This is a genomic window from Serratia sp. AXJ-M (assembly GCF_046531865.1).
Classification (GTDB): domain Bacteria; phylum Pseudomonadota; class Gammaproteobacteria; order Enterobacterales; family Enterobacteriaceae; genus Serratia; species Serratia liquefaciens.
Window position 1 is genome coordinate 2,952,338 of record NZ_CP059394.1, and the last position, 11,092, is coordinate 2,963,429.

The window sequence follows — 11,092 nt, forward strand, 5'->3', positions numbered from 1 at the left end:
GCATTAACTTCGCCAGGCGCTGCCACAAGACAGCGCCGTACTTCAACCCCATTACAGCGTCGCAGCAACCTCGTCGGAGATCTCACCGTTGTGGTAAACCTCCTGCACGTCGTCGCAGTCTTCCAGCATGTCGATCAGGCGCAGCAGCTTAGGCGCGGTTTCTTCATCCATATCGGCTTTGGTCGATGGGATCATGGAAACTTCTGCCGACTCGGCGGTGAAACCGGCAGCGGTCAGCGCGTCTTTCACTTCACCCAGGTTTTCCCAGGCGGTGAAGACGTCGATAACGCCATCGTCGTAGCTGACGATATCTTCAGCGCCGGCTTCCAGCGCAGCTTCCATCACCACGTCTTCATCCAGGCCCGCTGCGTAAGTGATCACGCCCTTCTTGGTGAACAGGTAAGCCACGGAGCCGTCGGTGCCGAGGTTACCGCCACACTTGGTGAAGGCGTGACGCACTTCCGCCACGGTACGGTTACGGTTGTCACTCAGGCACTCGATCATGACGGCAGTGCCGCCCGGGCCGTAGCCTTCATAAATGATGGTTTCCATATTGGTATCATCATCACCGCCTACCCCACGCGCGATGGCACGGTTCAGAGTGTCGCGCGTCATGTTGTTGGACAGCGCCTTGTCGATCGCCGCACGCAGACGCGGGTTAGCCCCCGGATCGCCACCGCCCAGTTTCGCGGCGGTCACCAGCTCGCGAATAATTTTGGTGAAAATTTTACCGCGCTTGGAATCCTGCGCTGCTTTACGGTGCTTTGTGTTGGCCCACTTACTATGACCTGCCATAAAAAATCTCCGAAAAAAATTACTGGACTGAATTAATCACAAACTCTTCAATCGCCTGCTGATTGCTCCAGGACTTGGTCAACTTCACGGCTTCCGCCGCCTCAAGCCACTGGTAGGCGTGATGCTCGGTAATCACCGGATCGCGCTCTTCAGGCAAAGCCAGACAGAACCAGTGCTCTTTATTGCGCGTGGTTCCCGGGGCATAGCGATGTCGCAAATGGACAAAGAGTTCAAACTCCACACAGCGCTGGCAATCGAACAACGGCAGTTTCTCTGCTTCGATATCGATGCCGACTTCTTCCATGACCTCACGCCGTGCGGCATGCGGCGGCGACTCATCTTCCTCCAGGCTGCCGGTCACCGACTGCCAGAATTCGGTATCATCGCGCCGCTGTAACATCAGCACCCGACCACTGGATTTGGCATAAATCACTACCAGAATAGACTCGGGACGCTTGTAGTTCATTACTTGTTCTCTACATTTGAATCGTCAGTCGCTTTCTTTACCACGCTGATTGCCAGCTCCTGCAACGACGCCGGGTTCGCGAAGCTTGGTGCTTCGGTCATCAAGCAGGCCGCAGCGGTGGTTTTAGGGAAGGCGATCACGTCACGAATGTTGTCGGTGCCGGTCAGCAGCATCACCAGACGGTCCAGACCGAAAGCCAAACCGGCGTGCGGCGGCGTACCGTACTTCAACGCGTCCAACAGGAAACCGAATTTTTCGCGTTGCTCGTGTTCGTTAATACCCAGAATGCTGAATACCGTCTGCTGCATTTCGCTACGGTGAATACGCACGGAACCGCCACCCACTTCGTAGCCGTTAATCACCATGTCGTAGGCGTTGGCGATGGCATTGATTGGCGTGTTGGCCAGCTCTTCCGGGCTCATGTCGCGCGGTGCGGTGAACGGGTGGTGCATCGCTGCCAGTCCACCTTCGCCGTCTTCTTCGAACATCGGGAAGTCCACGACCCACAGCGGTGCCCAGCTGTCCAGCTTGGTCAGTTCCAAATCACGGCCCAGCTTCAGACGCAGCGCGCCCATCGCATCGGTGACAATCTTGAAGCTGTCGGCGCCGAAGAACAGAATGTCGCCGCTCTGCGCGTTGGTACGCGCCAGAATTGCTTCCAGCACTTCTGCGCTGAGGAATTTAGCAATCGGGCTTTGTACGCCTTCCATGCCGGCGGCACGGTCATTGACCTTCAGCCAGGCCAGGCCTTTGGCACCATAGATGTTAACGAAAGTGCCGTACTCATCGATCAGCTTACGGGTCAGCTGCGCACCACCAGGTACACAGATCGCGGCAACGCGGCCTTTGGCATCGTTAGCCGGGCCGGAGAACACCTTGAATTCCACGTCCTTCACCAGATCGGCAACGTCCACCAGCTCCAGTGGGTTACGCAGGTCCGGCTTGTCCGAGCCATAGCGACGCATGGCTTCTTCGAAGGTCATGACTGGGAAATCACCCAGATCTACGCCCTTCACGTCCAGCCACAGTTCACGCGCCAGTTTCTCCATCACTTCACGCACCTGATCGGCGGTCATGAAAGAGGTTTCCACGTCGATCTGGGTAAATTCAGGCTGACGGTCGGCACGCAGGTCTTCGTCGCGGAAGCATTTGACGATTTGGTAGTAGCGGTCGAAACCGGACATCATCAACAGCTGTTTGAACAGCTGCGGCGACTGTGGCAACGCATAAAACTTGCCTTTATGTACGCGGCTCGGGACCAGATAGTCACGGGCGCCTTCCGGCGTGGCCTTAGTCAGCATCGGGGTTTCGATATCGAGGAAACCGTGGCTGTCCATAAAGCGGCGCACAAAGCTGGTGATTTTGGCACGGGTTTTCAGGCGATCGGCCATTTCCGGGCGACGCAGATCCAGGTAGCGGTATTTCAGGCGCGCTTCTTCGGTGTTGACCTGGTTGGAATCCAGCGGCAGTGGCTCGGAGCGGTTGATGATCTCCAGTGCATGGGCGAACACTTCTACTTCACCGGTAGCCATATCTTTATTGATCTGGCTGTCCGGACGGGCACGCACGGTGCCGACGATCTGGATGCAGAATTCATTGCGCAGGTCGTACGCCTTGTCGAACGCGGCCTTCTGGTCCGGATCGAAGAACACCTGCACGATGCCTTCGCGGTCGCGCATATCAATAAAGATCAGGCCGCCCAGATCGCGACGACGGTTGACCCAACCACACAAAGTGACTTCCTGGCCCACGTGAGACAGATTCAACTGCCCGCAATATTCAGTACGCATACGCTATCCTTTTGGCTTAAGCCGATGCCGCGCGGGCTTTTGGCGCCTGCCACGCGGCTGTTTTCTGATGAACTCAATACCCGTCATCTTTCAAGTTGCAGCGTTGTTATCTGCACTCTCTCACCCCAGTGACTTACTCAAGTAGGCACCAGAGGCGAGATAGCTGGCTGCCTGGCTGCAACTCGAAAGCTATAGGGTATATTTACTTGCCCGGTTTGAAGTCGGTTGCATACCAACCGGTACCCTTTAACTGGAAACCGGTGGAAGAAATCAGCTTGGTTAACGCGGGCTGCCTACACGCCGGACAATCCGTCAGCGGCGCATCGGAAAATTTTTGCAACTTCTCTAACCGGTGGCTGCAAGCACCACATGCATATTCATAAATCGGCATAGGTCGTTGGAGTAAAGTGAGCTGAAAAAAGGCGATCATTATAAAGGAAATTCATGCGCCAGATAAGTGCGAACACAGCTTTGTTGCAGCACTAAATGGTGTGTTTTTGCCCGAAGTAACACATTGATTAACAAATTTCTCATTAACCGGTGATGCTTTTTTCACGTAGCCTGAATCGATGCTTGTTTAGCGCGCTATCTAAGCTGCGCGTATTTCATCCACCTTGTCACGAGATATTTCCATGTTGAAACTTGATGCTCACACCACCGCACTGGTGTTAATTGATTTGCAAAACGGCATCCTGCCCTTCGCCGGTGGCCCACACAGCGCCGAAAGCGTGGTGGCCAATGGCGCGCAGTTGGCGGCACATTTCCGTTCGCTGGGGGCACCGGTGATCCTGGTACGCGTCGGCTGGTCCGACTCTTTCGCCGAAGCGCTGAAACAGCCGGTGGACAAACCGTCTCCCGCCCCTGCCGGCGGATTGCCTGCCAACTGGTGGGAATTCCCGGCATCCCTGGCGGTGAGCGACCGCGACATTCTGGTGACCAAGCGCCAATGGGGTGCGTTTTACGGCACCGATCTTGACTTGCAACTGCGTCGCCGTGGCATTAAATCGGTGGTGCTGGGCGGTATCTCCACCAATATTGGCGTGGAATCTACGGCTCGCGCGGCCTGGGAACACGGCTACGAGTTAGTGATAGCCGAAGATCTCTGCAGTGCGCAAAATGCTGAAATGCACCAGTTTGCTTTCGATAATATCTTCCCGCGGTTGGCGCGTGTTCGCAGCACCCGCGAAATTGTTGCCGCACTCGACCAGTAACGCTAACTTGTAGGGGCGCCGCCTGCTGCGCCCACCTTTGACTGGCAGGGAAAATTAAGGAAGATGCTAGCTTGATGTATATCGGACTCCCACAGTGGCAACACCCGGCCTGGAATCGTATCGGGCTGCGCGATCTGGCGGATTACAGCCGCTATTTTAACTGCGTGGAAGGCAATACCACCTTCTACGCGTTACCCAAACTGGAAATAGTCCAGCGCTGGCGCGATATGACCACCGATGATTTTCGCTTCTGTTTCAAGTTCCCCGCCACCGTCAGCCATCAGGCTGCACTGCGTAACTGCGCCGCCGATCTGCAGGCATTTTACCACTGCCTGGGTCCGGTGCATCAGCGCATAGGCCAGCTGTGGCTGCAATTGCCGGCGGCGTTCGGCCCGGCGGAATTACCGGCGATGTGGCAGTTCTTCGACGCTTTGCCGAAAGAGTTTACCTATGGCGTGGAAGTGCGGCATCCGGCGTTTTTCGACAAAGGCGAGGAAGAGCGGCTGCTGAATCAGGGGTTACACCAGCGGGGTATCAACCGGGTGATCCTCGACAGCCGGCCGGTGCATCACGCCCTGCCCAACAGCGCCGCCGTGCGCGATGCCCAGCAGAAAAAGCCCAAGCTGCCGGTGCATGCTCTGGTCACCGCCAACAATCCGCTGGTACGTTTCATCGGCGGCGATGTGCTGCAAGATAACCTGCGCTGGTTCGACGCCTGGCAGCAGAAATTGCCCGTTTGGCAGCAACAGCACCAACCTTTTCTGTTTATACATACGCCGGATAATGGTGATTCCCCCCAGCAGGCACAGAAAATCTGGCAGCAGCTGTATCAGGCTATTCCGAATTTACCCCCTCCACCGGACTGGCCGGAGCAGGATGCGCTGTTTTGACCGATTAATCTGACCAATTACATCAGATTTTTCCTCGCGACAGTGATTGCAATGGCGGCTATGATGCTGGCTGCCAGTTTTGGTTAGGGAATGGAGTTAAAAATGGTAAGCGCGCTTTATGTAGTGCTCGGCGCATTGTTGTTGATCAAACTCTCTTATGACGTGGTTAGGTTAAGGATGCAATACCGTGTCGCCTACGGGGACGGCGGTTTTTATGAGCTGCAAACTGCAATCCGCGTTCACGGCAATGCCGTAGAATACATTCCTATCGCCGCAGTGCTGTTGGTGATCATGGAGATGAACGGCGCTGAAATATGGATGATCCATATTTGCGGTCTGATGCTGATGGCTGGCCGTTTGGTGCATTACTACGGTCTGCGTAACCGCGAGGTGCGCTGGCGTCGATCGGGCATGGCGGCCACCTACATTTCGCTGGTGTTAATGGTACTGGCCAATATTTTCTATCTGCCATGGGATCTTATTTTTAGCCTGCATTAATCCCCTGTTCGTCCTCAGGCGGCTACGCCGCCTGCTTCCGCTGCGCTTTTTGTCATTATCTGTTAGAATACGCCCCTTCGAATTCTGAACCGATTTTCCGCTATGCCAAACCGCGATACTCTTTTTTCTGCCCCGATCGCCAAATTGGGCGACTGGACCTTCGACGAACGCGTCGCTGAAGTGTTCCCTGACATGATCCAGCGTTCCGTTCCAGGCTATTCCAATATCATTTCCATGATTGGCATGCTGGCCGAGCGTTTCGTGCAGCCCGACAGTCGGGTTTACGACCTAGGATGTTCGCTGGGTGCAGCCACGCTGTCGATGCGGCGGAATATCAAGGTGGCGGGTTGCAACATCATCGCCGTCGACAACTCTCCGGCCATGGTCGAGCGCTGCCGCCGTCATATTGATGCCTTCCGCGCCGACACCCCGGTAGACGTTATCGAAGCCGATATCCTTGATATCAACATCGAAAACGCCTCGATGGTAGTCCTGAACTTTACCCTGCAATTCCTCGAACCCGCCGACCGCCTGCGCCTGCTGGAACAGGTTTACCGCGGTCTGCGCCCAGGCGGCGCACTGGTACTGTCGGAGAAGTTCAGCTTTGAAGATGCCGATGTCGGCGAATTGCTGTTCAACATGCATCACGATTTCAAACGTGCCAACGGTTACAGCGAGCTGGAAATCAGCCAGAAGCGCAGCATGCTGGAAAACGTCATGCTGACCGACTCCGTGGACGCCCACAAAGCCCGTCTGAAACAGGCCGGTTTTGAGCATGCGGAAGTCTGGTTCCAGTGCTTTAACTTCGGTTCACTGATCGCGTTGAAAGCGGGAGCCGCAGCATGATTGAGTTTGGCGATTTCTATCAACGCATCGCGAAAAGCAACCTCAGCCACTGGCTGGATACCCTGCCGGCACAGCTCAGCGCCTGGCAGCGCGAGTCACTACACGGTAAATTCAAGCAGTGGTTTAATTCGGTTGAACATTTACCGGCACTGACCCCCACCCAGCTTGATTTGTTGCACGGCGTCCGTGCCGAGATGGAACCCCCTTTGTCGCCGGGCCAGTTGGAAGGCATTGAAAAGATGCTGCGCACCATGATGCCGTGGCGCAAAGGCCCGTTCTCACTGTATGGCATCGATATCGACACCGAATGGCATTCCGACTGGAAGTGGGATCGCGTATTACCGCACATTTCACCGCTGGCTGGACGCACCATTCTCGACGTCGGCTGCGGCAGCGGTTATCACCTGTGGCGCATGGTTGGCGCGGGTGCGCATCTGGCGGTAGGCATAGATCCGATGCAGCTGTTTCTGTGCCAATTCGAAGCGGTGCGCAAGCTGTTGGGCGGCGATCAACGCGCCCACCTGTTGCCGCTCGGTATTGAGCAGTTGCCCGAGCTGGCGGCGTTCGACACGGTATTTTCAATGGGCGTGCTGTACCATCGCCGCTCACCGCTGGACCATTTGTATCAGTTGAAAAACCAGCTGGTTTCCGAAGGTGAGCTGGTATTGGAAACGCTGGTGGTGGAAGGCGATCGCCATCAGGTTCTGGTACCCGGTGACCGCTACGCGCAAATGCGTAACGTCTACTTTATTCCGTCAGCCGAAGCATTGAAATGCTGGCTGGAGAAGTGCGGTTTCGTCGACGTTAAAATCGCCGACATGTGCGTCACCAGCACCGAAGAGCAACGCCGTACCGATTGGATGACCAGTGAGTCACTGGCCGAATTCCTTGATCCACAAGACCCGAGCAAAACCGTCGAAGGCTACCCCGCGCCCTTGCGTGCCGTACTGGTAGCCAAGAAGCCCTAAAGTGAAAAACGTCATCACCTCGTACCTATCGGGATGATGACGTTACGCCCGTTATTTTCGCCAGGCCTCCAGCAAGTCCTTTTCCAGCACGCCGCTGGATTTGCATTCAAAGGGTTTCACTTTGTCATTGCCATCCGCAGCCGTCAGCCCGGCAACCCCGCTAACCTGCACCATGACATGACTTCCCTCCCCGGCGCTATAAATCTGCACCAGTATTCGATATTCCTCCGTCAGATTCGACGGGGTCGCCTGGTCGGTGCAATCCAGATAAAGCCCCGCCAGTTCGGCCTCGCTCCCGGCAGCCCCGATAACGCCAAGTCGACTGTCGGTCAACGTTGGGGTTATCCCTTTCGCGCTGAAAATGGCCAGGGTGCGCGTGAACAGTTCATCCGGTTTTCGGTTACCGATCAGGCTGCCGTCATCGGCTGCCGAAGGAACGGATGCATCACCTGTCGTGCCCTCGGCAGGTTGATTACCGGCTTTTGTCGGCCCATACACCGACACGCAACCTGTCAGCATCAGCAATGCGATAGCGGTTAGTCGTCTCATCGCCATTCACCTGTAATACAAAGAGGCACAGGCGCTTAAACAACAAATCAGCGATACAATCATCAGATAACGCATGCCACTCTCCTTAGCGGTAATAAGCTGCGACGCAGCCGGACAATGCAAGACAGGCCATCAACAACAAAATCAAATAACACTTCATGACTCCTCCATAACCGTACAAATCCCTGTGTTTTATGCAGCCATGCGAGCTGGCTGACGACAGAGGTTATTGCACTTGTTATGGCGCCGTCATTGGACGCCATCAGTGCCAGCGCTGACAGGGCAAGGTCTTCGGGGATCATGGAAATAAAAAAGCCCCGGCAGGAAAACCGGGGCTTGCGGGTTAGCAATGCGTTTTAGGCGCTTTGCGCCAGGGGATCAACCAGGGCCAACGAGTTTTTCATCGCCTCTACCATATCGCCGTCTACGCAATAGTGGCTGAACTCGTCAAACTCACTGTCGGAACACATGGTGACACCGGCTTTGCGATAGCGCATGGTCGAAGGCACCGCATGGCCGGAGGAGCTGTGCAGCTCCTGAATACCAATATCGACAAACTTGTGCAGGTTGCTGAGCCGCACGCCGGCACCGGCCATAATCACCGGTCCCTGGCTGGCCTGCACCAGATCGCGCAGTAAGGGCAATCCCAATTCCGCATTTTGCTGCTGGCCTGAGGTGAGTATCCGCGCCACGCCCAACTGCGTCAGTTGATCGAGCGCCACCAGCGGATTTTGGCACATGTCGAAAGCGCGGTGGAACGTCACCGCCATATTACCGCTCAAACGCATCACTTCTTGCATGCGCGGCAGATCGATATGCCCTTCTTCATCCAGCATGCCCACCACCACACCGGCAAAGCCCATATCGCGGATCTGGGCAATATCATGCTTGATAACGTCAAAATCCACCGCGCCATAGCAAAAATCCCCACCGCGTGGACGAACAATAGGGTGCACCGGCACACCGATCCTGTCGCGTGCCAGACGTAAAGAGCCATAGCTTGGCGTCAAGCCGCCCTCACTTTGGCTGGCACATAACTCTATACGATCGGCACCTGCCCGCTCGGCCGTCAGCGCGCAATCGACGCTATAGCAGCAAACTTCCAGTTTAATCATTGTCACCCCCAGATGACGGCTAACTTGCGACGGCCATTGTTAATTTTTCAATTTCTCATTTAGGCTCATAGTAAGCATAAGCCAGCTCAGGGTAGTAACTATGGCATTCAATTTTGATCTATGGGTAGACCGCAGTCACAGTGACAGCGTTAAGTGGGATAAATATCGCGGCCGCGACGTTATTCCGCTCTGGGTTGCCGATACCGACTTCCCGTCACCGCCGGCAATTATTGATGCCTTGCAGCAACGCGTCGCTCATGCCGTATTCGGCTACGGTCATCCCTCCCCTGAGCTGATTGAGGTTTTTACCCGCCGTATGCTAGAGCGCTACGGCTGGCATATCAATCCTGAATGGCTGGTTTTCCTGCCTGGCCTGGTTTGCGGCCTGAATTTATGCGTGCGGGCTTTTACCACCAAGGGAGAAGGCACTCTGGCCCCCTCGCTAATCTACCCGCCGTTTCGTAAAGCAGCGAAATTTGCCGGCCGCACACAGCTACCGGTGCCGTTGACGCTGCAGGACCGGCGCTGGCTATTGGATTTCAGCGCTGTCGAAGCACAGCTCAGCGGTGCAGAGAGATTATTGATGCTGTGCAACCCGCAAAACCCGGGCGGCACCGTCTACCGCAGACAGGAGCTGTTGCAACAGCATGAGTTTGCCAAAAACCATAATCTGGTTGTTTGTTCAGATGAAATTCATTGCGATCTGTTGCTTGAACCGGGTTGTGAACACATCCCCTTCGCCACGTTGAATGATGATGCCGCCCAGCGCAGCGTCACGCTGATGTCGCCGTCGAAAACCTTCAATATCGCCGGTCTTGGTGCCTCAATGGCAATTATTCCCAACCCGGAGCTGCGCAAGAAGCTGGTCCGAGCGCGCAGCGGTATTGTGCCGGAGGTGGATGTGCTCGCATTGGTTGCTGCGCAGGCCGCTTACCAACATGGGCAAGAGTGGCTGGACGAACTGTTGGTTTATCTACGCGCAAACCGTGATTGGGTGATCGAGCGTATTAATGCCATGCCAGGGCTGGCACTGCAGCCCATCGAAGCCACCTATCTGGCCTGGATAGACTGCAGCCAACTGCCGGTCGATAACCCGCACGCCTTCTTTGAACAGGCCGGCGTAGGATTAAGCCCGGGCCTGGATTTTGGCAACCGGCATTTTGTTCGTTTGAACTTTGGCTGCCGGCGCGAACTGCTCAGCCAGGCGCTAGACCGCATGCTGCTGGCCACCCGCTCGCTGCAGCCCAATTAACCCTGTTCGCTGGCGACAATGTCCCTGATGGAATAAGGATGGAATTTGATCGTCACGGTGCCGTCGGTGATCGCCAGCGTTGGGTTCGGTAAACGTTCACCTTCTCCCTTTGGTGAGCTTTGTTTCAGTTTGATGCCCGGAGCCAGCAGCGCTTCATCCGGCAAGTGGGCCAACGCACGCGCATAAAGCGTGGCCGGTTCGCCGCTAAGCACCAGCTCTACGTGTTCCCAACCTTCGTGCGGATAGCGCTTGTCTCCGGGATAAGGCAACTCCACGCAGTCGATCTGCCAAGGCCCCACCTTAAGTGGCTGCTGAAGATCAAACAGGCAAATAGGACGGCCATTGATCATCGCCTCCGACAGCAGCGAACCACACTGCTCTAACCCCAGTCGCCAGCGTTCAGCGGTAGTGTTTTGATGGCAGCGCAGCGAAACGTGGTCTGCAGTGAACTGGGACAGATCCAGCTGCAGTTTTTCAGCAAACTGGCTCAGCGCCTGCTCAAAACGCGGCAGATCCAGCGCTAAATCGTGAAGTTCGGCAATGGCCGGAAAGCTAGTCATAGGGTCCTCGAAACAACAAAAGCGGTTTTCAGGGGGGTAATTTACACGCCTGAGACGTTGCTATCCACCTGACCGGTCCGGGAAACTGAAATTTTTAACCTCAAAATGCGCAGGGTAAAATGCCCTCCCGTGAAGTCCGGCCAAAGTACAAA

The 11,092-nt window shown here is 55.6% G+C and carries 13 protein-coding genes; 6 read left to right on the forward strand and 7 right to left on the reverse strand.

Translation table 11 applies throughout. From position 1 onward, the window contains the following. Positions 1-51: 51 nt before the first annotated feature. The 4 genes from H0S68_RS13820 to H0S68_RS13835 form a co-directional block, all read right to left on the reverse strand. Positions 52-795: a YebC/PmpR family DNA-binding transcriptional regulator gene (locus H0S68_RS13820; protein WP_020827264.1), complete on the reverse strand. Its 744-nt coding sequence runs from the start codon at positions 793-795 to the stop codon at positions 52-54. 19 nt (positions 796-814) lie between these two features. Continuing rightward, a complete protein-coding gene (gene nudB, locus H0S68_RS13825) occupies positions 815-1,261 on the reverse strand; it encodes a dihydroneopterin triphosphate diphosphatase (protein WP_020827265.1) in 447 nt (148 codons plus the stop codon). Further along, complete coding sequence (aspS, locus tag H0S68_RS13830) at positions 1,261-3,051, reverse strand: aspartate--tRNA ligase (protein ID WP_410528774.1); 1,791 nt, start codon at positions 3,049-3,051, stop codon at positions 1,261-1,263. The genes nudB and aspS overlap by 1 nt, the downstream gene beginning before the upstream one ends. 202 nt (positions 3,052-3,253) lie before the next feature. Then, a complete protein-coding gene (locus tag H0S68_RS13835) occupies positions 3,254-3,481 on the reverse strand; it encodes an FmdB family zinc ribbon protein (protein ID WP_020827267.1) in 228 nt (75 codons plus the stop codon). A 202-nt stretch (positions 3,482-3,683) separates the two neighbouring features. Here H0S68_RS13835 and H0S68_RS13840 point away from each other — a divergent pair, with 202 nt between their 5' ends. The 5 genes from H0S68_RS13840 to cmoB all read left to right on the forward strand — a co-directional run bounded on the left by H0S68_RS13840 (position 3,684) and on the right by cmoB (position 7,464). Next, positions 3,684-4,262: a hydrolase gene (locus H0S68_RS13840; RefSeq protein ID WP_116690313.1), complete on the forward strand. Its 579-nt coding sequence runs from the start codon at positions 3,684-3,686 to the stop codon at positions 4,260-4,262. 74 nt (positions 4,263-4,336) lie between these two features. Further along, complete coding sequence (locus H0S68_RS13845) at positions 4,337-5,152, forward strand: DUF72 domain-containing protein (RefSeq protein WP_046373344.1); 816 nt, start codon at positions 4,337-4,339, stop codon at positions 5,150-5,152. A 102-nt stretch (positions 5,153-5,254) separates the two neighbouring features. After that, a complete protein-coding gene (locus H0S68_RS13850; protein ID WP_020827270.1) occupies positions 5,255-5,650 on the forward strand; it encodes an MAPEG family protein in 396 nt (131 codons plus the stop codon). Between the two features lie 102 nt (positions 5,651-5,752). Beyond that, positions 5,753-6,496, forward strand: coding sequence for a carboxy-S-adenosyl-L-methionine synthase CmoA (gene cmoA, locus H0S68_RS13855; protein ID WP_046373343.1), 744 nt, complete (start codon positions 5,753-5,755; stop codon positions 6,494-6,496). Then, complete coding sequence (cmoB, locus tag H0S68_RS13860) at positions 6,493-7,464, forward strand: tRNA 5-methoxyuridine(34)/uridine 5-oxyacetic acid(34) synthase CmoB (protein WP_128864711.1); 972 nt, start codon at positions 6,493-6,495, stop codon at positions 7,462-7,464. The genes cmoA and cmoB overlap by 4 nt, the downstream gene beginning before the upstream one ends. A 51-nt stretch (positions 7,465-7,515) precedes the next feature. Here cmoB and H0S68_RS13865 read toward each other — a convergent pair whose 3' ends face one another. Both H0S68_RS13865 and cutC read right to left on the reverse strand, forming a co-directional pair. Then, the gene (locus H0S68_RS13865; protein ID WP_232807799.1) at positions 7,516-8,013 is read right to left on the reverse strand and encodes a hypothetical protein; all 498 of its coding nucleotides are present in this window, start codon (positions 8,011-8,013) and stop codon (positions 7,516-7,518) included. A 356-nt stretch (positions 8,014-8,369) separates the two neighbouring features. Continuing rightward, positions 8,370-9,128 (reverse strand): copper homeostasis protein CutC, encoded by a 759-nt coding sequence (gene cutC, locus H0S68_RS13870; protein WP_020827274.1) that lies wholly within the window; start codon positions 9,126-9,128, stop codon positions 8,370-8,372. 100 nt (positions 9,129-9,228) lie between these two features. Between cutC and H0S68_RS13875 the strand changes: the two genes are divergently transcribed. Then, entirely contained in the window at positions 9,229-10,380 is a 1,152-nt protein-coding gene (locus tag H0S68_RS13875) for a MalY/PatB family protein (RefSeq protein ID WP_410528775.1), read from the forward strand. Here the strand turns inward: H0S68_RS13875 and H0S68_RS13880 are convergent. After that, positions 10,377-10,940 carry a VOC family protein gene (locus H0S68_RS13880; RefSeq protein WP_122079624.1) on the reverse strand — a complete coding sequence of 188 codons (564 nt, stop codon included), beginning with the start codon at positions 10,938-10,940 and terminating at the stop codon, positions 10,377-10,379. The two genes, H0S68_RS13875 and H0S68_RS13880, sit on opposite strands and share 4 nt — an antisense overlap. Positions 10,941-11,092: the final 152 nt, after the last annotated feature.

What these genes read in the sequence shown, in the direction of transcription:
- H0S68_RS13820 (WP_020827264.1), bottom strand. Translation starts at nt 795, where the DNA reads ATGGCAGGTCATAGTAAGTGGGCCAACACAAAGCACCGTAAAGCAGCG.
- nudB (WP_020827265.1), bottom strand. Translation starts at nt 1,261, where the DNA reads ATGAACTACAAGCGTCCCGAGTCTATTCTGGTAGTGATTTATGCCAAA.
- aspS (WP_410528774.1), bottom strand. Translation starts at nt 3,051, where the DNA reads ATGCGTACTGAATATTGCGGGCAGTTGAATCTGTCTCACGTGGGCCAG.
- H0S68_RS13835 (WP_020827267.1), bottom strand. Translation starts at nt 3,481, where the DNA reads ATGATCGCCTTTTTTCAGCTCACTTTACTCCAACGACCTATGCCGATT.
- H0S68_RS13840 (WP_116690313.1), top strand. Translation starts at nt 3,684, where the DNA reads ATGTTGAAACTTGATGCTCACACCACCGCACTGGTGTTAATTGATTTG.
- H0S68_RS13845 (WP_046373344.1), top strand. Translation starts at nt 4,337, where the DNA reads ATGTATATCGGACTCCCACAGTGGCAACACCCGGCCTGGAATCGTATC.
- H0S68_RS13850 (WP_020827270.1), top strand. Translation starts at nt 5,255, where the DNA reads ATGGTAAGCGCGCTTTATGTAGTGCTCGGCGCATTGTTGTTGATCAAA.
- cmoA (WP_046373343.1), top strand. Translation starts at nt 5,753, where the DNA reads ATGCCAAACCGCGATACTCTTTTTTCTGCCCCGATCGCCAAATTGGGC.
- cmoB (WP_128864711.1), top strand. Translation starts at nt 6,493, where the DNA reads ATGATTGAGTTTGGCGATTTCTATCAACGCATCGCGAAAAGCAACCTC.
- H0S68_RS13865 (WP_232807799.1), bottom strand. Translation starts at nt 8,013, where the DNA reads ATGAGACGACTAACCGCTATCGCATTGCTGATGCTGACAGGTTGCGTG.
- cutC (WP_020827274.1), bottom strand. Translation starts at nt 9,128, where the DNA reads ATGATTAAACTGGAAGTTTGCTGCTATAGCGTCGATTGCGCGCTGACG.
- H0S68_RS13875 (WP_410528775.1), top strand. Translation starts at nt 9,229, where the DNA reads ATGGCATTCAATTTTGATCTATGGGTAGACCGCAGTCACAGTGACAGC.
- H0S68_RS13880 (WP_122079624.1), bottom strand. Translation starts at nt 10,940, where the DNA reads ATGACTAGCTTTCCGGCCATTGCCGAACTTCACGATTTAGCGCTGGAT.